General features: G+C 57.5%; 27 protein-coding genes (1 of these 27 only partly in view). 13 read left to right on the top strand and 14 right to left on the bottom strand.

All coding sequences use genetic code 11. The features are described from left to right. Positions 1 to 121: 121 nt before the first annotated feature. From VZP09_RS09125 to VZP09_RS09135, 3 genes are all read right to left on the bottom strand, one after another. Complete coding sequence (locus VZP09_RS09125; protein ID WP_002906020.1) at positions 122 to 2,422, bottom strand: FdhF/YdeP family oxidoreductase; 2,301 nt, start codon at positions 2,420 to 2,422, stop codon at positions 122 to 124. Between the two features lie 315 nt (positions 2,423 to 2,737). Next, positions 2,738 to 3,655, bottom strand: a complete 918-nt coding sequence (locus tag VZP09_RS09130) for a bestrophin family protein (RefSeq protein ID WP_328795066.1) — start codon at positions 3,653 to 3,655, stop codon at positions 2,738 to 2,740. Between the two features lie 249 nt (positions 3,656 to 3,904). Beyond that, entirely contained in the window at positions 3,905 to 4,828 is a 924-nt protein-coding gene (locus VZP09_RS09135) for a cation diffusion facilitator family transporter (RefSeq protein ID WP_328795067.1), read from the bottom strand. Positions 4,829 to 4,877: 49 nt separating this feature from the next. On the opposite strand from VZP09_RS09135, the gene VZP09_RS09140 reads away from it, so the two are divergent. Both VZP09_RS09140 and VZP09_RS09145 read left to right on the top strand, forming a co-directional pair. Further along, positions 4,878 to 5,060, top strand: a complete 183-nt coding sequence (locus VZP09_RS09140; RefSeq protein ID WP_004143707.1) for a hypothetical protein — start codon at positions 4,878 to 4,880, stop codon at positions 5,058 to 5,060. Then, positions 5,050 to 5,736, top strand: coding sequence for an ABC transporter substrate-binding protein (locus VZP09_RS09145; RefSeq protein ID WP_004200024.1), 687 nt, complete (start codon positions 5,050 to 5,052; stop codon positions 5,734 to 5,736). Before VZP09_RS09140 ends, VZP09_RS09145 begins: the two co-directional genes overlap by 11 nt. A 1-nt stretch (position 5,737) precedes the next feature. Here VZP09_RS09145 and VZP09_RS09150 read toward each other — a convergent pair whose 3' ends face one another. From VZP09_RS09150 to VZP09_RS09165, 4 genes are all read right to left on the bottom strand, one after another. Continuing rightward, the gene (locus tag VZP09_RS09150) at positions 5,738 to 6,607 is read right to left on the bottom strand and encodes an oxygenase MpaB family protein (protein WP_040211375.1); all 870 of its coding nucleotides are present in this window, start codon (positions 6,605 to 6,607) and stop codon (positions 5,738 to 5,740) included. Positions 6,608 to 6,711: 104 nt separating this feature from the next. After that, positions 6,712 to 7,143: an OsmC family protein gene (locus tag VZP09_RS09155; protein WP_002906030.1), complete on the bottom strand. Its 432-nt coding sequence runs from the start codon at positions 7,141 to 7,143 to the stop codon at positions 6,712 to 6,714. 113 nt (positions 7,144 to 7,256) lie between these two features. Then, positions 7,257 to 7,403, bottom strand: a complete 147-nt coding sequence (locus VZP09_RS09160) for a hypothetical protein (RefSeq protein WP_002906033.1) — start codon at positions 7,401 to 7,403, stop codon at positions 7,257 to 7,259. A gap of 15 nt (positions 7,404 to 7,418) precedes the next feature. Then, entirely contained in the window at positions 7,419 to 7,823 is a 405-nt protein-coding gene (locus VZP09_RS09165; protein ID WP_002906035.1) for a YdeI family stress tolerance OB fold protein, read from the bottom strand. Between the two features lie 144 nt (positions 7,824 to 7,967). On the opposite strand from VZP09_RS09165, the gene VZP09_RS09170 reads away from it, so the two are divergent. From VZP09_RS09170 to VZP09_RS09180, 3 genes are all read left to right on the top strand, one after another. Further along, positions 7,968 to 8,471 carry a hypothetical protein gene (locus VZP09_RS09170; RefSeq protein WP_004151247.1) on the top strand — a complete coding sequence of 168 codons (504 nt, stop codon included), beginning with the start codon at positions 7,968 to 7,970 and terminating at the stop codon, positions 8,469 to 8,471. A gap of 8 nt (positions 8,472 to 8,479) precedes the next feature. Continuing rightward, positions 8,480 to 8,926, top strand: a complete 447-nt coding sequence (locus VZP09_RS09175) for a DUF421 domain-containing protein (RefSeq protein WP_004176033.1) — start codon at positions 8,480 to 8,482, stop codon at positions 8,924 to 8,926. A gap of 318 nt (positions 8,927 to 9,244) precedes the next feature. Further along, positions 9,245 to 10,240, top strand: coding sequence for an SDR family oxidoreductase (locus tag VZP09_RS09180; RefSeq protein ID WP_040211377.1), 996 nt, complete (start codon positions 9,245 to 9,247; stop codon positions 10,238 to 10,240). Here the strand turns inward: VZP09_RS09180 and VZP09_RS09185 are convergent. The 5 genes from VZP09_RS09185 to VZP09_RS09205 form a co-directional block, all read right to left on the bottom strand. Then, a complete protein-coding gene (locus VZP09_RS09185; protein WP_040211379.1) occupies positions 10,237 to 11,862 on the bottom strand; it encodes an alpha-amylase family protein in 1,626 nt (541 codons plus the stop codon). The two genes, VZP09_RS09180 and VZP09_RS09185, sit on opposite strands and share 4 nt — an antisense overlap. Before the next feature lie 39 nt (positions 11,863 to 11,901). Continuing rightward, positions 11,902 to 12,084, bottom strand: coding sequence for a hypothetical protein (locus VZP09_RS09190; RefSeq protein WP_020324736.1), 183 nt, complete (start codon positions 12,082 to 12,084; stop codon positions 11,902 to 11,904). Between the two features lie 16 nt (positions 12,085 to 12,100). Continuing rightward, positions 12,101 to 12,607, bottom strand: coding sequence for a ferritin-like domain-containing protein (locus VZP09_RS09195; RefSeq protein WP_004151243.1), 507 nt, complete (start codon positions 12,605 to 12,607; stop codon positions 12,101 to 12,103). Positions 12,608 to 12,630: 23 nt separating this feature from the next. Further along, the gene (locus VZP09_RS09200) at positions 12,631 to 12,846 is read right to left on the bottom strand and encodes a hypothetical protein (RefSeq protein WP_004143717.1); all 216 of its coding nucleotides are present in this window, start codon (positions 12,844 to 12,846) and stop codon (positions 12,631 to 12,633) included. A 365-nt stretch (positions 12,847 to 13,211) separates the two neighbouring features. Then, positions 13,212 to 13,397 carry a general stress protein gene (locus tag VZP09_RS09205; RefSeq protein WP_004143718.1) on the bottom strand — a complete coding sequence of 62 codons (186 nt, stop codon included), beginning with the start codon at positions 13,395 to 13,397 and terminating at the stop codon, positions 13,212 to 13,214. A 655-nt stretch (positions 13,398 to 14,052) separates the two neighbouring features. Between VZP09_RS09205 and VZP09_RS09210 the strand changes: the two genes are divergently transcribed. After that, positions 14,053 to 14,967, top strand: coding sequence for an SDR family oxidoreductase (locus VZP09_RS09210; RefSeq protein ID WP_004151242.1), 915 nt, complete (start codon positions 14,053 to 14,055; stop codon positions 14,965 to 14,967). A 196-nt stretch (positions 14,968 to 15,163) separates the two neighbouring features. Continuing rightward, positions 15,164 to 15,409 carry a YmjA family protein gene (locus VZP09_RS09215; RefSeq protein WP_002906114.1) on the top strand — a complete coding sequence of 82 codons (246 nt, stop codon included), beginning with the start codon at positions 15,164 to 15,166 and terminating at the stop codon, positions 15,407 to 15,409. A gap of 67 nt (positions 15,410 to 15,476) precedes the next feature. On the opposite strand, the gene VZP09_RS09220 is transcribed toward VZP09_RS09215, so the two are convergent. Then, positions 15,477 to 16,370: a LysR family transcriptional regulator gene (locus tag VZP09_RS09220; RefSeq protein WP_004891688.1), complete on the bottom strand. Its 894-nt coding sequence runs from the start codon at positions 16,368 to 16,370 to the stop codon at positions 15,477 to 15,479. Between the two features lie 113 nt (positions 16,371 to 16,483). Between VZP09_RS09220 and VZP09_RS09225 the strand changes: the two genes are divergently transcribed. After that, complete coding sequence (locus tag VZP09_RS09225) at positions 16,484 to 17,335, top strand: Vmh family MBL fold metallo-hydrolase (protein ID WP_029602101.1); 852 nt, start codon at positions 16,484 to 16,486, stop codon at positions 17,333 to 17,335. 177 nt (positions 17,336 to 17,512) lie between these two features. Beyond that, positions 17,513 to 17,653, top strand: coding sequence for a stationary-phase-induced ribosome-associated protein (sra, locus tag VZP09_RS09230; protein WP_004143727.1), 141 nt, complete (start codon positions 17,513 to 17,515; stop codon positions 17,651 to 17,653). Here sra and VZP09_RS09235 read toward each other — a convergent pair. Next, positions 17,650 to 17,778 (bottom strand): hypothetical protein, encoded by a 129-nt coding sequence (locus tag VZP09_RS09235; protein WP_002906122.1) that lies wholly within the window; start codon positions 17,776 to 17,778, stop codon positions 17,650 to 17,652. The two genes, sra and VZP09_RS09235, sit on opposite strands and share 4 nt — an antisense overlap. Positions 17,779 to 17,834: 56 nt before the next feature. Between VZP09_RS09235 and VZP09_RS09240 the strand changes: the two genes are divergently transcribed. The 4 genes from VZP09_RS09240 to VZP09_RS09255 all read left to right on the top strand — a co-directional run. Beyond that, a complete protein-coding gene (locus tag VZP09_RS09240) occupies positions 17,835 to 19,532 on the top strand; it encodes an NAD-dependent malic enzyme (protein WP_002906125.1) in 1,698 nt (565 codons plus the stop codon). Between the two features lie 183 nt (positions 19,533 to 19,715). Then, on the top strand, positions 19,716 to 20,411 hold the full coding sequence (locus tag VZP09_RS09245; RefSeq protein WP_040211381.1) for a hypothetical protein: 696 nt from the start codon (positions 19,716 to 19,718) through the stop codon (positions 20,409 to 20,411). Further along, a complete protein-coding gene (locus VZP09_RS09250; RefSeq protein WP_004200032.1) occupies positions 20,408 to 21,094 on the top strand; it encodes a hypothetical protein in 687 nt (228 codons plus the stop codon). The genes VZP09_RS09245 and VZP09_RS09250 overlap by 4 nt, the downstream gene beginning before the upstream one ends. Before the next feature lie 361 nt (positions 21,095 to 21,455). Then, positions 21,456 to 23,020 carry the 5' portion of an ABC-F family ATP-binding cassette domain-containing protein gene (locus VZP09_RS09255; RefSeq protein WP_328795068.1) on the top strand. 151 nt of this gene lie beyond the right edge of the window, so the window shows 1,565 of its 1,716 coding nt (coding positions 1-1,565); the start codon lies at positions 21,456 to 21,458; its stop codon lies off the right edge, out of view.

The following is a 23,020-nucleotide window of genomic DNA, read 5'->3' on the forward strand; positions in this document are numbered from 1 at the left end:
ACCCCCGGGGCCGCGCACAGGTTACCAGAATGTTAGTTTCGCTAGCGATAAATTCAAGCGAGGACACCACGAGGTGCTGCGGGGCGCAGGACGGCGCGACGCCGCTCTGCGCTATACCTTTTTAGCGCCCGCCGGCCAGCGGACGGATCTCTTTCGAGCGCAGCGTCAGACGAACGGGAACCGACTTATACGAAGGGGTGCCGCTCTCTTCATCCAGATAGTTCAGCGGCACCAGCACGTTGGCTTCCGGATAATAGGCGCCGACGGTGCCCGGCGCAATGCCGTAGGCCACCACCGTGATATCTTCCAGCGTCAGCGCGCTTCCCGGCAGCGCGGTATGAATATCCACCCGATCGCCATGCTCCAGACCCTGGGCGGCCATATCCTGCTCGTTCATAAACAGCACGTCGCGGCGGCCAAAGACGCCACGGTAGCGGTCATCCATCGCGTAGATGGTGGTGTTGTACTGGTCATGACTGCGCAGCGTCACCAGGCGCATCACGTCCTCACCCTCCACCACCACGTTCTCATGCACCCCTTTAAATACCGAGAACATGGCTTTACCAGTGGCGGTAGGCCAGATGCGCTCGGTCGGCGGCAGCGGCATGCGGAAGCCTCCAGGATGGCGAATGCGCTGGTTATAATCCTCGAACCCTGGAATGGTCTGTTCGATCAGATCGCGAATGCGATCGTAGTCTTCCACGAGGTACTGCCAGTCCACTTTGCTGGCGGGCAAGGTGGCCTTCGCCAGACCGGCGACAATCGCCGGCTCCGAGCGCAGCATCGGCGAGGCGGGCTTAAGCTTGCCCGACGAAGCATGCACCATCGACATCGAATCCTCGACGGTGATCGACTGCCGGCCGCTGGCCTGCAGGTCAAGCTCGGTGCGGCCCAGACACGGCAGAATAAAGGTCTCTTTCGCCGTCAGGAGATGTGAGCGGTTGAGCTTGGTGCCGACGTGAACGCTGAGCTCAAGGCCGCGCATCGCCGGGAAGGCGCGTTCGTGGTCCGGCATCGCCACGGCGAAGTTGCCCCCAAGGCAGATCAGCGCTTTGGCTTCGCCGGCGATCATGGCCTCCAGGGCTTTTACCGCATCGTGGCCATGATGCCGCGGCGGCGTAATCCCCATCACCCGCTGCAGGCTGTCGAGGAAAGCCGCGGAGGGTTTTTCGCTAATCCCGACAGTGCGGTTACCCTGGACGTTCGAGTGACCGCGCAAAGGACAGATCCCGGCCCCCGGCTTGCCGATATTGCCGCGCATCAGCAGCAGGTCGGCAATCAGACGCACGTTGGAGGTGCCTTTGTTATGCTGGGTGATGCCCATACCGTAGGTGACGATGGTGGCCCTGGATTTGGCGTAAGCCGCCGCAACCTGGTTCAGGGATTCGCGCGTCAGGCCAGACTCCTGTTCGATGTCCTGCCAGCGGGTGGCGTGGAGGTCATCGGCGAAGGCGGTGAATCCCTGGGTATGTTGGGCAATAAACGCGTGGTCGAGCACATTGCCCTGCTCCTCCTCCAGCTGCAGCAGCGCTTTGGCGATCCCTTTCAGCGCCGCCGCGTCGCCGCCGGCCCGTACCTGGTAGTAGGTCGAGGCGATCGGCGTCGAGCGCCGGGTCGCCATCTCCATTACGTTCTGCGGATCGGCAAAACGCTCCAGCGCCCGTTCACGCAGCGGATTGAAAACGATAATCGGCACGCCGCGGCGGGATAGCTCATGCAGGGTGCCCATCATCCGCGGGTGGTTGGTGCCCGGATTATGGCCGATGGAGATCACCAGCTCGGTCTGGTCAAAATCGTCGAGGGAGACGGTGCCTTTACCAATGCCGATCGACTGTGGCAGGCCCACGCTGGTGGATTCATGACACATGTTGGAGCAATCGGGGAAGTTGTTAGTGCCATACTCGCGGGCAAACAGCTGGAACAGCCACGCCGCTTCGTTGGAGGCTCGGCCAGAGGTGTAGAATTCAACCTCATCCGGCTGCAGGCCGCGGAGGATCTCGCCGATACGGGCGAAGGCTTGCTCCCACGCCACCGGGCGCAGGGTATCGCTGTCCCGGTCGTAAACCAAAGGATGGGTTAAGCGGCCGTAGCCCTCCAGTTCAAAATCGCTTTTTGCCAGCAGGGAAGATACGGTATTTGCCGCGAGGAATGCGGGCGTCACCCGTTTGGTGGTCGCCTCCCAGGTCACGGCTTTGGCGCCGTTTTCGCAAAACTGGAAGGTCGATTTATGTTCTTTATCCGGCCAGGCGCAGCCCGGGCAGTCAAAACCGTCCGGCTGGTTGGTACGCAGCAGCGTGGCGGGCGCCTCAAAGGCATCCATCTGGGTGCGCACGGCGATGGCCGTGGCCTTCAACGCGCCCCACCCGCCTGCCGGACCGTCATAGGGGTGAACACCGGGAACCGCGCGTCTTTTATTGGTCATCTCTTTACTCCTGCTGCTCTGTTCTGGCTGTCTCTAGCCGAAAAAGGCGTACGACAACCCCGGCGACGAAGCGTGAATCGCATGGCGTCACCTGAAAAGAATGCTGTTTCTCAAGGATAGTACGATGGGAAAGCGTAGGTACTGCGTTTGTTAACTGAATAATAACATACACCACAATTCTGTATAATTGATGTTATCTATCAGGTGTTAAATTTAACTTATTTGCAAATTTTGCGGTTTTCACCGCGGTGCTGTGACGGATAAATTGCTACGGAAAGTGATGACCGGGCAGCGAAACCGCCCGGTGGGCCAGGCTCAGGTCAGATTGAAGTAACGGTCCGGACGCAGCGTCTCCGGCAGCGGATGCTGACCGGTCATGTCGAGCAGATTGCGCTCGATGGTATTGCACATCGCGTTCAACGGCAGGTCATTGGCTGCGGTGCCGAACGGATCTTCCAGCTCTTCCGCCAGCGAATCCCACGATAAAAAGGTGTAAGAGATAAAGACCGAGACAAACGGCGTCATGTAGTGCAGATCGCCGACCAGGGCGAACGGCAGCAGCGTACAGAACAGGTAGACGGTACGCTGCAGGATCAGGGTATAGGCGAAAGGCACCGGGGTGGTGGCCAGCCTTTCACAACCGCCCAGCACGTGCGCCAGCTCGTCGAGTTTGTTGTCCATCAGCCCGTAAGTGATGTCGCTGAGCTTGCCCGCCTCCCGCAGCTGGCCAATTTCGTTGCCGGCCAGCAGCAGGATCCGGTTGGTGGGCATTGAGCTGGCGAGGATCTCCGTCACCCTCTCCTCCGGTAGCAACCGCCGCAGGTCAGCCGTCGGATCGGTTTTGCGCAGCTGGTGCTTCAGGCTCCAGCTAAAGCCCACCAGATAGCTGACGATGCGGCGATGGGCATCGTGTTCCGCCGGCAGGATATTGCGCAGCTGACGCACCAGCGTGCGTTCGGCGATAAGCACCGTCCCCCACAGATTGCGCGCCTCGACGAAGCGGCTGTAGCTGGCGCTGTTGCGAAAGCCGAGGAAAATCGCAATCGCAATCCCCAGCAGGCTGAACGGCGCCACGGTTAAGTGGATCCCCAGCTGTTCGTACCATTGATAGCTGATAATGGCGATGATCGACATCAGCACATTTAGCAGCAGGCGAAAGATGATTTTCGACAGCACGGAGCCGTGCCAGTCAAATAGGCGAAGAAACCAGTGTTGTTCTGGCCGAATGATCATTGTCTGACTTCCTGAATTACCGCTCTGGTCATTATCTCTGAATACAGAATAGAGATTATCTATGAGCCGATTGGTTTATTTTATCGTTAACTGCGATGGGCAGATCTGCGCCATTATTTAGCGATGGTAATGGCGTTTTTAGTATGGGCCTTTTTTATATTTCAGGCAATCAATGCGCCAGCAATAATGGCTCAGAAGAAAAAATAACCGCTGAGCCAATTCATTTTTCCGCTTATGCTACCGGGTGTATCAGACCGCTTTCGTCAACCCCTGCGCTTCGCAGGGATCGAGATGCACCATCACATTAAGCACCGGATGCTGCGCCAGCACCCGCTCCCGCGCGTGACGGGCAATCTGATGCCCTTCGGCTACCGACATCTCGCCAGCCACCTCGAGATGGACATCCACCAGCACCAGATCCCCCGCCTTACGGGTTTTCAGATCGTGGAGGCCCGCCACGCCCGGCGTGGTTCGCAGCGTATCGGCGATCGCCTGCTGCATCTCTTCATCAACCGCACGGTCCATTAAATCATGCAGCGCGCTGACGGCGAAACGATAGCCCATGCGCGCAATCAGCAGCCCCACCGCCAGCGCGGCGAGCGGGTCGAACCAGGCGAACCCGGCCAGATTACCGATAATCCCCAGGGCCACCACCAGGGAGGATGCGGCGTCAGAGCGGGCATGCCAGGCATTGGCGATAAGCAGCGACGAATTCAGCCGCCTGGCGGCCGCCAGCATATAGCGAAACAGCCCCTCCTTGACGGCCAGCGCCACCAGCGCCATCCACAGCGCCGCGCTGTGCACCGGCGGAATAGTTTGCGGTTGCGCGAGATGGCCCGCCGCGGACCATAGCATGCCACCCCCGACGAGCAGCAGCATCGCGCCGATGATTAGGGAGGCGCCGTTCTCATAGCGCCAGTGGCCATAGTGGTGATCGTGGTCAGACGGTCGACGGCTCTTTTTATTCGCCATCAATACCACGCCATCGGCGACCAGATCGGAAAAAGAGTGCATTCCGTCAGCAATTAATCCCTGAGAGCCGGAAAATATTCCCACGACTACCTGTAAGGCAGAAAGGAAAATATTAACCACCACGCTTACAAGGGTACTCTTTCGCGCCTGCACCGAACGCTCNTGATATTTATTATCATTTTCAAAATTATGTTGTGTCATTATTTCTCTCCCTTTGTGAGCGAGAAGAATAAACTGACAAACTGAGTTTATGCTTAACAATATAAAAGCCATTGCCTTGCCGTTTAACGATATCGCGGCGGTCGGTAATGACTATTTACTGTATGTGCCGTTGGAACGCTGCAACCTTGCGCCTATGAACTATCTTTTGAAGGGTGGCCACAGGTCGGGCCACTTTAGCTTAGCCACCACAGGAGTCAGCGATGTCACATAACAAACCATCCCGGCTGCGTTTCGCCATTAATCTGGGCAATGCGGTCCTGGCCCATCTCGGGGAGACAGGAAAGCCAGCGGGCATCACCGTCGAGCTCAGCCATCGGCTGGCGACGCGCTGGGGCGTCAGCGCCGAATTCGTTCCCTATCCTGCCGCGGGTAAAGTGGTGGCTGACGCCGGTGGCGAGCACTGGGATATTGCCTTTCTGGCCATCGATCCGGCGCGGGAAGCCACCCTGCGCTTTACCTCGCCCTATATCACCATCCAGGGCACCGCGCTGGTCAGCGTTGATTCGCCCTGCCAGAGCGTGGCCGACATGGATCGCCCGGCAACCACCATTAACGTCGGACAAAACGCCGCATACGATCTATGGCTAACCCGCCATCTGCAGCACGCCAGCCTGCATCGCCTTCCCTCTTCGCAGGAGGCAATCGACGCCTTCCTCGCCGGTGAAGGGGATATGGTCGCCGGTATCCGCCAGCCGCTGGAGGCGACAGCCCGTCAGCACGCCGGGGTGCGGGTACTGGCGGATAATTTTACCGAGATCCAGCAGGCCATCTGCGTCGCCCGGGCGGACGTGGACCGTTTTCACGCGGTAAACGACGCGCTTAGCGAGTGGCGGGCAGATGGCAGTCTGCTGGCGCTGATTGCCGGTCACCTGGGCCAAGCGAACTGAATCACGCCTCCGTCATCCGGCGCATGGCGCAATGCCAGGCGCCGTTGCGTACCGAGGCGCGCAGTACGCGGGCCACGCCATGCACCACCAGGCGCGTCGTGCGCCGCTGCAGCGGCGTGAGCGACAATCCCAGCATCTCCTGCGCCCATTCCGGCAAAAGGTCAATTCCTGCGTTCATCATCACCCGGCCGACCGGCTGGCTCATCCGCCCCGGCAGACGGGTGGAGAGCAGCACCTGAGCTACCTCCCGGGTACGTTCGTCGCAGCGCAGTCGCGGGCGCATCGCCTCGAGATAGTCCGCCACCTCCTGCGGTGTCTGAGGGATATCCCGAGCCCCCAGCCGCCGGGCGATTTCCGCCGACTCACGAAAATAGTCCTCCTGGCGCTCGGGACTGACCACCGTCCGCTTGTAGCGCAGGTGGGAGGCCATAAAGCAACTGCACTCGGCGACGTGCACCCAGGTTAACAGCGCCGGGTCGCTCGCCTGATACGGGGTTCCGTCCTTATCCACCCCGGCGATCCGCTGATGGATCCCCTGTACTTTGGCGATTAGCCGTTCGGCGTCGGGGGTAGTGGCAAAAGTGGTGGCAGAAATAAACTGGCTGGTGCGGCGCAGGCGGCCCAAAATATCCTCGCGAAAACGAGAGTGATCCCAGACGCCGGCCAGCGCCAGAGGATGCAGCATCTGCAGCAACAGCGCGCTAATGCCGCCGCAGAGCATCGAGGTAAAATCGCCGTGCACCTGCCAGATGGCCGACTGGGGACCAAACAGCCCCGGCTCTCCTTTGGGTCGTTCAAAGTCGATCTCTTTTAGCGCCATGCCGGTCAGGCCGAGCACCTGCGCCTCGATCATCCGGCGAATGCCGATCATGATGGTATNNNTTACGTGCAACTAAAGGACAAAAGATACCACTGTTGGACAGCATTGGGAGAGATATTGCGGAAAGAGTGCCCGCAGCACGCGGGCACGACGGCTTACGGATTCAGCTGGTAATCGAGGGTAATGTTGGCCTTTAGCACCTGCGATACCGGGCAGCCTGCTTTCGCTTTCTGGATGATCTCATCGAACGCCGCCGGAGACACGTCCGGCAGGACGATCTGGCTTTGCAGCGCGATATCGGTAATCGCAAAGCCGCCGTCGGTTTTATTGAGGGTGACCACTGCGGTAGTGTCAATGGACGTTGCGGTATATCCCTCTTCGCTGAGCATCAGCGACAGGGCCATCGAAAAGCAGGCGGCATGTGCAGCGCCGATCAGCTCCTCAGGGTTGGTGCCCTTCACCCCCTCAAAACGGGTGTTAAATCCGTAGGGCTGCTGGCTCAGCGCCCCGCTTTCTGTCGACACGGTGCCTTTGCCATGCTTCAGGTCGCCTTCCCAGTGCGCTAGCCCTTTCTTATGAATCGCCATTTGATTCCTCCTGTAGTGATGTCGAACAAAAAGTATAGTGCGTGATGCCGAAGCTGCGTCTTTTCGCAGCCTCTGGCTCCCACGTTCCCCTGGTTTTCGTGTCGTTNGTGACGCTATCGGCCATCCTGCGGATGCCAGGGATCAGATTTGTCATCCTTGCTGTCGTCCCGTTTACGCGGAACTTCGCCCTGCTCCCCGGGCGCCTCACGGGCAGGTTGCTTACCGCGCTCTTCGTCTTGCGAGTGAGAAAAGGTGCTCATATCGACGTGCTCCGCTTACTTAGGCGACTGCTTGAGCAGACGATCGATTCGCACGACCGGCGGCGTCATTTTGCGATCCAGACTGCCGTTGATATTGACCAGATCGTCTGGCTCTACGTGTTGTTCGTTAAACGCGGCGACCGGGATAATAACGGTGATGGTGCCGCTTTTATCACGAAACTGATAACGGTCATCTCCCTGCCGCTTGAGCAGATTGCCGCGCAGCGAAACGGTCGCGCCATCGTGCATGGTTTTCGCCTGCTCAACGGTCATGATCCGGCCATCCTCGACGCCGCGATAGCCGTCATCGAGTTTGTGCGGCGGCGGCGGCGCGGCATCCTGGCTAAACCCTCCCTTATCGTCCGCCTGCGCGACACCTACGGCAAACAGACATGCCATGGCCAATGCTAGTTTTTTCATCATGCCTCCGTTTTTTGCTGACGATGAGAATAAAGCCTGGCTGATGCTGGCCATTTTTACAAAGTCAATTGTTCTGATATCGTCTAATATAAGAATGTCCTTATCGTTACGCTCCTGGCGAAACGAAACGCGGGGAAAATATTAATGATTAAGAATCAACAGCCTTGTCCTATCGTCGATGAGAATGAACGCTCCTTACGCTTTGAATATCGTTTCCGCCGCTATGGGATAATTGTTTTGAGTCTCATCATTCTTACCGCGTTAAGCGGCCTGTGGTCCTCCGGTTATTTCAGTGAAGCACACAGGGAAACCAGTGGAGGCGAATTAAGCGTCGATTATCAGCGCTATGCCAGGCTGATGAGTGAAACCGAGTTTAATATTCAGATTAAACCGGATACGGCCAGCGACACAATTATCAGCTTCGCCGCCCCGTTATTAACCCGCTACCAGATCGGTGATATCCGTCCGCAGCCGGATAAAATGTATAGCGCCGACGGGAAATTACATCTCGTCTATCAGCGGTCGACCCCCCCTTCACCGATATCTGTGTGGTTAGCCGTTACCCCAAAAACGGCCGGTAATATCTCTCTGCAGGCGGTAGTTAACGATCGCTATTCTGTAACCTGGCAGCAGTTTGTCTATCCGTAGGAGTCGCTATGGAAATGGTCCTTAGAGCCGCAGCAATCTATCTGATCCTGTTGATTATTTTTAAGATTGCCGGCAGAAGAACCCTGATGCAATTAACCAACTTTGACCTGATACTGTTGCTGATTATCAGCGAAGCCACCCAGCAGGCGATGCTCAGCACAGACTATTCGGTTACCGGGTCGATGCTGACTATCGTCACCCTGGTTAGTATTGATATTTTGTTCGGCTATATTAAGAAAAAATTTGCTCAGGCAGAAAATTTTCTCGATGGTACGCCGGTTATCGTGGTGGAAAATGGTGCTGTCATCGACGAGAAGATTAAGCTCGTCAATATCTCTGTCGATGATATCCTGCTGGCGGCCAGGCAGCACCATGGCATTTATGAATTGAAAGCGATCAAATTCGCTATTCTCGAGCGTAACGGCCAGATATCCATTATTCCTGGGCAGGAATAGTATCGGCTTCGCTATTTATCACGCTCCGGTTGTTTATCACCTGATTCCGGAGCGCGAGTGGCGTCATCCTCTTCTTTTTCACCGTTAACAACGTTCAACATTAACATTTTTCCTCCTCGCTGGTTGTCAGGGATCCTACAAATTATAGAACGCCTTCGCCGAAGTATGTAGGATCTGCCGAAACTAACCAGGAGATGCCGCCTGATTCACATTGCGCTTATTCCAGGATATTTCCCACCTCGTCATTGCCATTGGTGAGAAATAATTAACCGATCCGTACAGTCAATATTGTGAAAGCCAAAACATAATGAGGTCACTATGTCTGTGATGGTTATTACCGGTGGAACCGCGGGAGCGGGCAAAGCTACCGCGCTGCGTTTCGCCCGCGCTGGATATCACGTGGCGCTGATCGCCCGAGACGAAACGGGTTTACAGGAGACGCGACAGGCCTGTGAACGGTTTGGCATTAAAACGCTGGCTATTAGCGCCGATGTCGTCGATGCCGGGGCGCTGCAGCGCGCCGCCGCCGAGGTGGAAACCACCCTCGGGGCAATCGACGTCTGGATCAACAACGCCATGACCACCGTGCTGGCGCCCTTTCGTCAGATGAGCGAGGAGGAGTTTCGCCGGGTGACGGAGGTGACCTATCTCGGGTACGTGAACGGCACCCGCGCGGCGCTGGAGGTCATGATCCCCCGGGATCGGGGGGTGATTATTCAGGCCGGCTCGGCGCTGGCCTGGCGTTCAATCCCACTGCAGTCGGCTTACTGCGGAGCGAAAGCGGCGATCCGCGGCTTTACCGATGCCGTGCGAACCGAACTGATGCATGAGAAAAGCCACATCCAGTTGACCATGGTGCAACTGCCGGGGATGAACACCGCCCAGTTTGGCTGGGCGCGAAACAAAATGGATCAGGCCATGCAGCCGGTGCCCCCGGTCTATCAGCCGGAAGTCGCCGCCGAGGCTATTTACAGCGTCATCCAGCGCCCGGTCAACGAGCTGTGGGTCGGAAAAAGCACCATCCAGTCGATCCTCGGCCAGGTCTTCTTCCCTCGCCTGCTCGATCGGCTGATGGTGAAAAAAGCGTGGGAGGGACAGTTTACCGGTCAGCCAAAGTCGTCAGACCAACAGGACGACCTGTTCACGCCGGTGCGCGGCAATCATCCGGGCCACGGCTCCTTTAACGATGGCGCACGGCGTAAAGCAGTCACCATCAGCGCCGATCTCCCGGGTAAAGTCGCCGCCGGCGTCGGGGTAGCGGTGGCGACGATGGCGCTGCGGGCGTTGTTCCGTCGTTCCGGAAAACGGCGCTAACTCAGGCTGCGGCTGAACCAACGGTAACCATACCCGGAGAGTGCCAGCCGCGCATCTTTCCCGCCGTGCAGGCCATCCTGATAGAGCTTATCTTCCAGAATTGGGCTCCAGTAGCCCTCGGCCAGCGTCGGGAGCAGGACCTCTACCGCCTGCTGGCTGCAGTTGGCCAGCATCAGTACCTCCCGCGATTCGCTGCGATAGAGCAAGCCCAGCACCGCGTCGGGCTTTAGGGTAAGGAGAGTAAAAGGGAGGGATCCCGGTTCAGTATATTCCGTGCGCGCCAATACCATATTGCGTACCCGATGCAGCAGCGACCTGGGATGGCGCAGCGCCGTTTCGACATTGATCCGTTGGTAGCGGAACCGCCCGCTGGCCACCGGTTTTACCGGCAAATCATCCCGCGCCGCCCGGGAAAAGCCGGCGTTGGCCGCGGCCGACCACTGCATCGGCGTTCTGACCGCGTAACGCTCCGGTAAGGAGAGATCATCACCCATGCCAATCTCGTCGCCATAGCGCATCACCGGCACGCCGGGCAGCGCCAGCAGGATAGCATGGGCTAACGCTATGCGTCGGGTATCGCCGTCCAGCATCGGCGCCAGTCTTCGGCGTACGCCGCGCTGGTAAACGGACATCGATTTATCAGGGGCAAAGGTGCGGATAACCTGGCGCTTGTTGCGCTCGCCAATCCCCTCAAGATCCTGTTCATCATGGTTGCGCAGCCAGTTGACGAAGCAGCACCCGTCCGGCGGGGTCACCATCGCCTGCAGGGCCTTCACCACCGGCGCGGCGCCCTGCTGCGCCAGGCTGAGGTAGAGGTATTTGTTAAGCCAGAAATTAAGCACCATCTGCAGCCGATCGCCCTGGCCGAAATAATGACGGTAATCTTCTACCGCGACGTCCACTTCCCCCAGGAGTATCGCATCGGGATTGAGGCGCTGTACAACCTGCCGGAGATGGGTCAGCAGCGGGTAGCCGCGCGTCTCGTCGCCCTTTCCGGCCTGCTTGACCAGATGTGACGCGGCATCGAGACGAAAGCCAGACACCCCAGCCTGCAGCCAGAAGGTGATAATGTTTTCGATTTCAGCGATCACCGGCGGATGGGCGAGATTCAGGTCGGGCTCGTGGTGATAAAACATGTGGCGATAATATTGCCCAGCCTGTTCGTCCCAGCGCCAGACGCTCTCCTCAACGCCGGGAAACATGGGAGGATCGTCGTTTTCCGGCGGCCGATCGGCCCACAGATAATACGGCCGCCACGGCGACCGGGGATCGCGTCGCGCCGCCTGGAACCACGGGTGCTGCGCGGAGGTGTGCTGGATCACCAGCTCAACGATCACCCGCAGTCCCAGCTCGCGGGCGCGGGCAATCAGCTCAATCACGTCAGCGATAGTGCCGAACCGCGGATCGGGCTGCAGATGATCGCTGATATCATAGCCATCATCCTGCAGAGGAGTGAGATAGAACGGAGTCAGCCAGAGCACCGTCGCTCCGAGGCTGCGAATGTAGTGTAGCTTTTGGCGAATGCCCGCGAGATCGCCAAAACCATCGCCATTGGCATCATAAAAGAGCGAACTGTCAACCTGATAGATGACCGCTCTGTGAAACCACTCTTCCCGTTGCATCACTCTCACCTCGCGTTCTGCCCGTCCCTGTCAGCCGCCTCAGCGCGATCCGGACCCCGCCCTGGCCTTCGCGCGCGGTTTGCCGACAGGCGATACGGGATTGCGTTCCGCTGGTAGCATCCTGTTCGCTACCGCGTCCACCAGCGCCTGCTGCCTGGCGGTTAATACCAGCGGAACCTCTTCCTCGGCGGCGAGGAGCGCGATGGTTTGCCGTTTGACCATAGCGTTCTCCGGCGGCTTAATGCCCGGCCTCAACGCCAGGCATATCGGTATCCATAAGATATTGCCCGGTCAGCGCTGGCAGATAATGGAGCAGCCAATCAGCCATTCCTCTCTCTTCAGCCAGGATACCCTCCAGTGTATGCATCGCGCTGTGGTCGCCTACTCTTTTCGCCGCCGTTAATAAAGCGGTATAGCAGGCGACCTCAAAATGGGCAAAAACGTAGGCAGTGATAATCACTTTAATAACCTCATCACCGGGCAGCATGATGCCAATGGTCTGTCCTAACGCCGCCACCCGGCTCATCGCATCCTTCAGCGCAGAGCGGGAAATATGGTTGCGGGCGATGATATCCTGCAGGGCGGACAATTGCCGTCGGGTTTCATAGAGATGTTGTTCAAGGCGGGTGCGTAACTGCGGTTCATTATCGAGGCGTCTGATGGTGGCCACCAGCAGCGACTCAGCCTGTTTTTCCATGGCATGCGCATCGCGAAGCCAGTTGTGATAATTTTCAATATCCGTCATATACACCTCTGATCATTAACCTTTTATTTTGACGTGGAATCTTCACTCTCTTCCGCCGCCTGGTCAGCTCGCGCTGCGCTATATCCGGATAAATGGCCAACAATATTGGCATAAATACTGATGAGAATGACCCACAGTACGCTGTCTTTCCACCAGATCAACGAGGGTATCGCCAGACCCACCCACATAACGGCGGCGACAAGATGACAGCGCTTAATAAACACTGGCGTCAACTTCATTTTATTACCTTAGGACCGAACAATATTGAGCGACCATTTTATCGACGCTCTGACCGCAGCGTCAGGCGCTAAACCTTACGCTGAAAATGTCTTTCTTTTGCCTAAGCATAAAAAAGAAAGTAGCGTTGCGTATTGTCCCGTTCCGTTATTTTCTGTCTTTACCGTCCGGCTAATTTATTGCCGCTGCGGCCGTCTTTTATTGCTAGTGATGCGGCGACTTCCTCCTCACCTTTTAGTTTCCCCACATCGCGGATAATGAATGTCGTTATAGATAAATAAACCCTGAATATGCAGAAACCTGCGGACCATCTGGCCCACAGGTTTTGTCTCAACGCCGATTTGTCGGCGTCACAGCTCATCAGTCGCTAGCTGTCACCGGATTTACGGCCGCCGCCATGACTGTTCTTACCACCCTTCTTACCGGCTTCGGATGCACGTTCAGGATCATTTTTAAAGTTCCCGCCGCTGTGCTGTCCGCCTTTACGCCCGGCTTCGGATGCTTTCTCACGATCTTCTGCAAAATTACCTGAACCGCCTCTATGCTCTGCCATAATTTTCACCTTTGGTTTGATCAATATCGGTTGGTAAATGGAAAATGACCCTGTTACAAATCATCGCCCTCGATATCTAACACTAGAGGAATGCCTGCAGGAGTCAAATTAATTTCAGATACCCATCCGCGCACTGACAAAATAAAGCTTTACTAACGAAGCGGTAAGATAAAATATACCTCACACAACTCCTTTATTTGACGTAGGTTATGTTCACCGGCGGGTAAAACAGAATCGTCCAACGGCCGTTTGTAAAAAAATGCAAACGATTTAATGAATAAATATTTCTTTATCTCGCGGAACACAANNNCAGAAATATTACCCCTAAAGAGGTATTACCTTATAGACCATGGTTTGCTAATGAACATCTTCATCGTTTATTCATGCAGCACCTTCATCGTAACTTGAGAAAAAGATCATGCGCGTTACGAAAATAGCCCTTGGCCCTTGATTAAGGATGGAATAATCCTAATTTAACGTCAGCAATAATAACGCAACGCTATCCCCCGAAATACGCCAAGGATCAGTCGGTTAAAGCATACCGTTACGCCTACGGTTGGCCATTGACTGCGATGTTGCGAGTCATCCAGGGTCTGTCGCCAGGAGAAGCTGACCTATTCTTAGAGCTGGCCCGTTCTGTCTGAAGGAGATGACTATGCAAGATGAAAAACCGCCAATGAAGAAGTTACCCACCTCCATGTTGCCAGAAGAGACGGCTCCACGTCCGGAGTTCCCGGAGCAAGAACAAACCCCGCCGGGTCTGGATGCGGAAATGGAGCCATCCCCGGACCACGGTGAAACCAGCTACACCGGCTCCGGGCGGCTGGCCGGTAAGAAAGCGTTAATTACCGGCGGCGACTCCGGTATTGGCCGTGCGGTGGCGATCGCCTTTGCCCGCGAAGGCGCCGACGTCGCGATAAACTATCTGCCCGAAGAGCAAAAGGATGCGGATGAAGTTATCGCCCTGATCAAAGCCGAAGGGCGCACCGCGGTGGCCCTCCCGGGTGATATTCGCTCCGAATCCTTCTGCCAGTCGCTGGTGGCCGACGCGGTGGAACAGCTGGGAGGTCTGAGCATCCTGGTTAATAACGCCGGGCGTCAGCAATACTGTGAAACCCTTGAGGAACTCACTACCGAAGATTTCGACGCTACCTTTAAAACCAACGTCTACGCGCCGTTCTGGATCACCCGCGCCGCACTGCCTCACCTCCAGGCCGGAAGCGCGATTATCAATACCACCTCGGTGCAGGCGTATAAACCCAGCCCGATCCTGCTCGATTATGCGCAGACCAAAGCCTGTCTCGCGATCTTCACTAAATCGCTGGCTAAACAGGTGGCGAAACGAGGCATTCGCGTGAACGCCGTAGCGCCTGGCCCTTACTGGACGGTGCTGCAATCCAGCGGCGGCCAGCCGGACGAGAAGGTGAAACAGTTTGGCAAAGACACGCCGATGGGGCGCCCGGGACAACCGGTAGAGATCGCCCCGCTGTATGTCACCCTGGCATCCGATGCCTGCTCATATACCTCCGGACAGGTGTGGTGTTCTGACGGCGGGGATGGTGTGGTCTAAGCCTCCCGGCATACCGACGCGCGCCAGCGCGCGCCGGTATTTTCCCGGCCAACCCTTGCGGCTATATACTGGCCCCTCGCCTCCCGGTTGCGGCAATTTTTTCTTTCCTCCACTCCGTTACTCTGGCCGCATGCTATGATGTCCGCCCGCCGCTGTGCGCTAACCCTGGCCCCGACGCCACCCCTGAGGACGACAGATGAGTAATGACATCCCCCTGAAATTTTATGACATCGTGGACGAATACGAGACCGAAGCGGCTGCGCCGGTAAAGGATGAAGAACGCGATGCGCTGGCGCGCTATTTCCAACTGCTGATTGCGCGGTTAACTAATAACGAAGAGATTGACGAAGAGGCGCAGCGAGAAATGGCCCGCGAGGCGGCCATTAACGAAGACCGCATTGACGATATCGCTAATTTCCTTAATCAGTGGGGCAACGAATAAAGCTCAACGTCAGCCTACCGGCGGAATTGCCTTCCGCCGGTGCTGTCGGGGCGCGAAGCGCCAAGACTCAGCCGTGGCCAGTCTCCTCTCCCAGACGCCTCTGCAGCGCATCAAGAAATAGCGGTAATCCGTCAGGTTGGTAGTCGCGGGAAAGATAGATGCCGTAAACGCTCAACGCCTTCGGCGTCCACTCCGGAAGCACCACCTCCAGCGTGCCGCTGGCAATCGCGCCCCGGGCCTCCAGTTCGGGAAGCATCGCAATGCCGCACCCGGCAACCGCCGCCTCCAGCAGCAATGAAGATATCCCTGCGCTCAGATTACCGTTCACCGCCACCGACGCTTCCCGCCCCTGCGCATCGCTGAACTGCCAGTGCTGGCTGGCGAAATGGCTGTATAGCAGGCAGTTATGTCGTTGCAGATCGTCGGGCGTCGTCAACGGGCCATGCTGGCGCATCCAGCGCGGCGCGGCGCAGAGCAGCGAACGGCACACTCCGAGGCGACGAGCGATGGCCCCCGCTTCCGGGTTGTCGGTAATGCGAATGGCCACGTCGATACGCTCGCCGATCAGGCTGACCGGATGGTTATTGATATCCAGCTCCAGGCGCAGTAGTGGATAGCGGGCGAGAAAGTCCGGCAGCAGCGGAGAGATCAGCTGCATGGCGGTAAAGTGCGCGCAGGCGACGCGCAGTGTGCCGCTGGGATCGGCCCGCTGACGCTCGCCGGCGATTTCATCGGCGATCCGCGTCAAACCGCGGGTCTTGAGCAATACCTTCTCCCCGGCCGGGGTCAGCGTCAGCCGCCGGGTTGAGCGATGGATCAGCCGGGCGCCGGCCCAGCTCTCCATTTGTTCCAGATAACGGCTCACCATCGGGCGCGACATACCCAGCGCCCGCGCCGCGGCGCTAAGACTTCCCAGCTCGCAGATGCGCAGATACACCTGCGCAGCAATCACCCTGTCCATCACTCCCCCTGATCTGCACGTTTTATGAAACTCAGCATCTCTTGTTTCAGGAATTTTATCAAATAGCGAAATCCGTACAATGGAACGCATTCACCTGTTACTGAGAATAAATCATGAAATTATCTGCCCTTGCTGTTGCTACCGCCCTGTTCAGCGGCGCGGTCTTCGCGGCGCCTCTGACGCTGCAAACTTACAACCCGCAGGAAAAAGGACTTTTTGCCGTCAACTCGACCCTCGTTTCCGGTCCGCATGAAGCGGTACTTTTCGACGCGCAGTTCAGCGTCAAAGATGGGGAAAAGCTGGTGGAGATGATCAAGAAAAACGGCAAACCGCTATCGCGGATTGTGATCACCTCTGGCGATCCGGATTTCTATTTTGGTCTTGAGCCGCTGGTAAAAGCCTTCCCGCAGGCGGAGGTGGTCGCCACGCCGGAGGTCGTCAAACATATTGCAGCCACCAAAGCGGCCAAACTGGCGTACTGGGGCCCGCAAATGAAAGACGGCGCGCCGTCGCAGGTGTATGTCCCACAGGCGCTGGAGGCCAACAGCTTTACCATCGATGGCGAGAAAGTGACCATCATGCAGCCGCATGACTACGCGGCGTTCGTCTGGATCCGGGCGAACAAAACGATCCTCGGCGGCACCGGCGTGGCGTGGGGTATGCATCTCTGGACCGCCGACACCCAGACGCCGGCCAGTCGTCAGCAATGGCGTAATACGCTGGACCAGATGATCGCCCTGCACCCGCAGCGGGTGATCCCGGGTCATTATCTCGGCACCCCGCCGGAGGGAGACAGCGCGGTGCGCTTTACAAAAACTTATCTCCAGCAGTTCGAGCAGGCGCTGAAGACGCATTCGGATTCGGCCGGGGTGATCAAGGCGATGGAGGCACAGTGGCCGGGCCTGGCGGAGACCAGCTCGCTGGAGTTAAGCGCCAAAGTTAATACCGGTGAGATGAAGTGGTGACCCCTGCGGCGCGCAAGGAGGACTGTTCTTAATCTGGCTCCCCAGGGTTGCTATTACCGAGAAAATGGACCACCCTACCTGTGGCCGCACAAAAAACGCGCGGCCGACTTTGGGTTACATTTCATCCGGTCATTACCGGGTTTGCCCTTGAAACCAGAACAGGATAAAGGAGTCAGAATGAAATCGAACCATCAGGCACGTCATCTTCTCGGTCTGAACTATAAGCTTTCCCGGCAGAAAAAAGTGGTGCTGGAAGGCGATGAAGAAACCACCATCAACCACATCCATGCTACCGGCCGCAAACGCCGCGGTGGTTAATTTTCAGCCTGAGTGATGATAAACAACACCGTCCTGTTGCCAGGATGGTGTTTTTTTATGGCAATTGACTGCTTGTTTACCCGCTTGAAGACCTTCTGCTCTATACTCTGCCCGCTGCTTTCCACCCGCCCTTCGCTTATCGCCGCGCCGGGACTGTGGTCATGATCAAGGAGTTAGTGCGATGCAATTTACCCATAAGAAAAACCGTTCCCTGTACATCCCCTACGCGGGTCCCGTTCTGCTTGAATTCCCCCTGCTCAACAAGGGAAGCGCCTTCAGTATGGAAGAGCGCAGCAATTTCAATCTGCTCGGCCTGCTGCCGGAAGTGGTTGAAACTATCGAAGAGCAAGCGGAACGCGCCTGGATCCAGTATCAGGGATTCAAAACTGAAATCGACAAACATATTTATCTGCGTAACATCCAGGACACCAACGAAACCCTGTTTTATCGCCTGATCGGCAACCACCTTGAAGAGATGATGCCGGTTATCTATACCCCGACGGTAGGCGCGGCCTGCGAACGGTTCTCCGAGATCTATCGTCGCGCCCGCGGCGTCTTTATCTCCTACCAGAATCGCCATAACCTTGACGACATCCTGCAGAACGTCCCGAACCACAACGTGAAAGTGATTGTGGTCACCGATGGCGAGCGCATTCTCGGCCTCGGCGACCAGGGAATCGGCGGAATGGGGATCCCGATCGGTAAACTGTCGCTGTACACCACCTGCGGCGGCATCAGCCCGGCTTACACCCTGCCTATCGTGCTGGACGTCGGAACAAACAACCAGCAGCTGCTCGACGATCCGCTGTATATGGGCTGGCGCCATCCACGCATTACCGACGACGAGTACTATCAGTTCGTTGACGACGTGATCCAGGCGATTAAGGCCCGCTGGCCGGACGTGCTGCTGCAGTTTGAAGATTTTGCGCAAAAGAACGCCATGCCGCTGCTCAACCGCTACCGCAATGAAATCTGCTCGTTTAACGACGATATTCAGGGCACCGCGGCGGTGACCGTCGGGACGCTGATCGCCGCCAGCCGCGGCGCCGGTAGCCAGCTGAGCGAGCAAAAAATTGTCTTTCTCGGCGCGGGTTCGGCCGGCTGCGGTATCGCTGAACAGATTATCGCCCAGATCGTCCGCGAAGGACTCAGTGAAGAAGAGGCCCGCCAGCGCGTGTTTATGGTTGACCGCTTCGGCCTGTTAACCGACGGCATGCCTAATCTGCTACCGTTCCAGAACAAGCTGGTGCAAAAGCGTGAGCAGCTGCAGAGCTGGGATACCACCAGCGAGGCGCTGTCCCTGCTGGACGTAGTGCGCAACGTGAAGCCGAACATCCTGATCGGCGTCTCGGGTCAGCCGGGACTGTTCACGGAAGAGATTATCCGCGAGATGCACAAGCACTGCCCGCGGCCTATCGTGATGCCGCTCTCCAACCCAACCTCACGGGTGGAAGCGACGCCGCAGAATATCCTGAGCTGGACCGACGGCGAAGCGCTGGTCGCCACCGGCAGCCCATTCTCCCCGGTTACCGTGAAAGGCAAGCAGTATCCCATCGCCCAGTGCAATAACTCCTATATCTTCCCGGGTATTGGACTGGGGGTGATCGCCTCCGGCGCGTCGCGGGTCACCGACGAGATGCTGATGGCTGCCAGCGAAACCCTGGCGCAGCACTCGCCGCTGGTCAACAACGGCGAAGGTCCGGTGCTGCCGGAGCTGAAGGATATCCAGACCGTCTCACGGGCAATTGCCTTCGCGGTCGGCAAGGTGGCCCAGGAGCAAGGCGTGGCGGTGAAAACCTCCGCCGAAGCGCTGCTGCAAGCGATCAGCGATAATTTCTGGTTACCGGAATATCGCAATTATCGCCGCACCTCGATTTAATCACGCTCACCGGGTCGACATATCGGCCCGGTTTTTAATAACGTCAGAATAATATCTCCCGCCACAGAAACGTTTTTTTCGCCCATATTCATTCATCGTAAAAATATAAAACGGATAGCATTTGCCGCGCGCCCTCCGCTGTGCAAAATAGTTGTTTCTCACCCCCTCACAACGGAATGTGAAATGCTAAAATTAACCCCTGGCGCGAATAAAGCGAATGCGATTCTGATCCGTATTGTCTTGTTTCTTATCGGCGGTATCGCCATCATCACCGGAATGTGCCTCTTCAGCGGTGATATGTGGATGCTCACCCCGCGCGCTGAGCAGTATCAGCCCACCACCGGCGATCTGGTGGATGTCGTCATCTATGAGCCGAGTAAATTTATCTTCGCCCTGCTCTACGTGTTTATTATTACCCTGGTCTGGCTGCTGGCGGTACGTAAAATCCCCTGGCGGCCGATACAGCATCCTATATTACCGCTGATGGTACTGATTGCCGCCGGGATATTTATTTTCCTCCACCCGGAGGTCACCCCGGGTCGGGATGCCAGTATTCAGTACGGTAAACACAATACCTATTATGCGTCTATATTCTGGATGAAAACCCGGTCAGGTAGTCATTCCGCTAAGCAATCAAAATATGAAACCTTTGTTGAAGCGAAAGATCCCCGCTGGCTTATCGACAGAAACAATCTTCGCCGCGCCTGGCGCTGTGAAGTGCAGCGGCATACCCAGTTTTACACCCTGTCATTCAATGAGGGCTGGTTCCCGAACGGCGATCTGCAGGTCCTTGCCAACCAGTGTAGTCAGATTGCCGATCTGGATACGGTCTCTGAAGACGAGCTGCTTGTCACTAAAACCATCAGGAGCCGTAAATGAGCCAGCAAAAAATGGTTTTGCAGCCGATATTACGCCTCTGGCTGGGGCTGTTTAGCGGACTGTTGCTGGTGAGCGCCATCAGCGCCTTTCACGGTGAGTACTGGTATTTCGGCGATAAGCAGGCGTTTTACGCGGCGAAAGCCGGCGAGGTCTCTGTGCATGAACTCTATACGCCGGCGAAAATCCTCTTTGCTTTTATCGTCAGCACGATCCCGCCGCTGCTGTGGCTGCTGCTGGTTAACCGTCGGGCGCCGCGGCTGCTGACCCACACTCTCCCATCGGTGTTACTCCTGCTGGCGGGTTTGCTGTTTTTCTTCCTGAGACCCGACGTGATTCCCGGCGGGGAAACCCCTGTCTATCGCTACGGCGAGCGGGAGCGCTACTACCAGACGATACGCTGGCAGAAACCGGAGCCTGGCGCGTGGCGGGGTACCCGCTCTGAGTACAACGTGTATATCGAATATCGTGATCCCAGGGGATATCGCAAAGTCGACAATATTAAAAACGCCTATACCTGTGAAACTCACCGGGAGTCTCGCTTTTTTACCTTAACGACCGAAGAGGATTGGTATCCGGATTCGTATCCGAATATTCTCGAGGCTCCCTGCCAGGCGATAAAGGATCCCCAGGCGATGACGGAATATACCCGCGACCACGCCCGCTGGTTTCCCATTACGTTTTAGCAAACACACTAGCCTTCTGCGCCAACAATATCTCGCCGGTAATGGCACTGAACACGAAAACTGGTGGGTATCGGCCCCTGCCAGTTTTGTCACTGGCGCGCTTTCCCTTTCCCCACTACACTGCCATCACCCATCAACTTACTGAATAAAAAAGGAGGCCCCCCATGCTGTATTGTGAAATGTTTATTGTTTCACATGCCTTAGGCAATTGCGCCAGCTCAAGCGTTATCGGTATCGTGCTGCGATAACTATGGCTTGAGCGAAGACCCTTCACGCAATCCCTTCTCTCCGGCTTACCGGGTTATCGTCAGCGAGTTTTGACGAGGCATTTGCATGCCTGTAACTCTTGAGTAAGTTGACTATGAGTACATTACTAATTGCCCATGCGCTCCACGTGGAGACGGCTTTTGGGCCGCTGTTTAACTCCCTCTCCTTCACCCTGAAGAAAGGCGACCGGATCGGTCTCATCGGCCATAACGGTTGCGGCAAAAGCACCCTGCTGCAAGTGCTGGACGGCACCCTCGCGCCCACCTCGGGCAGCGTCTCGCTCGCCGGTCAGTGTCTGATGGCCCGCGTTGAACAGCATCTGCCGGAGGCGCTGCATACGCAGTCGCTGCTGCAGGCGGTGCTGGCCCCATTACCCGCCGACGCGCGGGAAGCACAGCGCTGGCTGGCCGAGCGCCTGCTGGCGCAGATGGGCTTTACCCCGGCGGTGATGGAGCAGCAGACCGCCACCCTGAGCGGCGGCCAGCACACGCGTCTGCTGCTGGCCCGGGCGCTGATCCGCCAGCCTGATCTGCTCTTGTTGGATGAGCCGGGCAACCATCTCGATCTGCCCACCCTGCTGTGGCTGGAAAGCTTCCTGCAAACCTGGCAGGGGAGCTTCGTACTGGTGTCACACGACAACACCTTACTGGATGCTGTAACTAATGCGAGTTGGATCCTCCGTGACCAGACGCTACATTGCTTCGCCTTGCCCTGCAGCGCTGCCCGTCAGGCACTGCAGGAGCAGGATGAAAGCGCCGCGTTACGTCATAAGGCGGAGCAAAAAGAGATCGACCGGGTCAGCGCCAGCGCCCGGCGGCTGGCCACCTGGGGTCGGGTCTATGACAATGAAGATCTCGCCCGCAAAGCCAAACAGATGGAGAAGCAGGTCGCCCGCCTGAAAGACGAGCAGACCGAGCTCAGCGTCGGCCCGCCGTGGCGCCTGGTGTTACAGGGGGACGCCCTGCCGGCCGACCGCCTTTTGGAGATGGACACCCTTCCCGTCTCGCCCGCGCCGGGTCAGCCATCCCTCTTCACCACCGGCGTGGCGCGCCTGCGCAGCGGCGATCGCGTGGCCATCATGGGACGTAATGGCGGCGGCAAATCGTCCCTGCTGCGCCTGCTGTGGCAGCAGATGAACAACGCATCGCCTCTCCCGGGGCTGCGCCTGCATCCCCGGTTGCACCCCGGCTACTATGACCAGACGCTGGCGCAGTTGCCGGACGAGGCCAGCCTGCTCGAGGCCCTGACGCCGTTTGCCCCGTCGGCGGACACCCGTAAACGGGCGCTGATCGCCGCCGGGTTTGGCTGGGCGAGACATAGCCAGAAGGTCAGCACCCTCAGCGGCGGCGAGCGATCGCGGCTGCTGTTCGTTGGCCTGTCGCTGGCGCGCTACAGTCTGCTGCTGCTGGATGAACCCACCAACCATCTTGATATGGAGGGTAAAGCGGCGCTGGCGCAGACGCTGCGCGATTACCCCGGCGGCGTGCTGCTGGTCAGTCATGACCGCCAGCTGATTAGCGAAAGCTGTAACCGCTTCTGGCTGATTGACAGCGCCGGGCTAACGGAGTGGCACAGCCTGGAGGAGGTCTATGCCCGTCTGCAGGCCGTGGCGCCCGCCCCGGACAGTCGGCTCGCTTTGCAGAGTACACCCGCCGGGGC

The sequence above is a fragment of the Klebsiella sp. EMBS2024 genome (assembly GCF_036233805.1).
Classification (GTDB): Bacteria; Pseudomonadota; Gammaproteobacteria; order Enterobacterales; family Enterobacteriaceae; genus Klebsiella; species Klebsiella pneumoniae.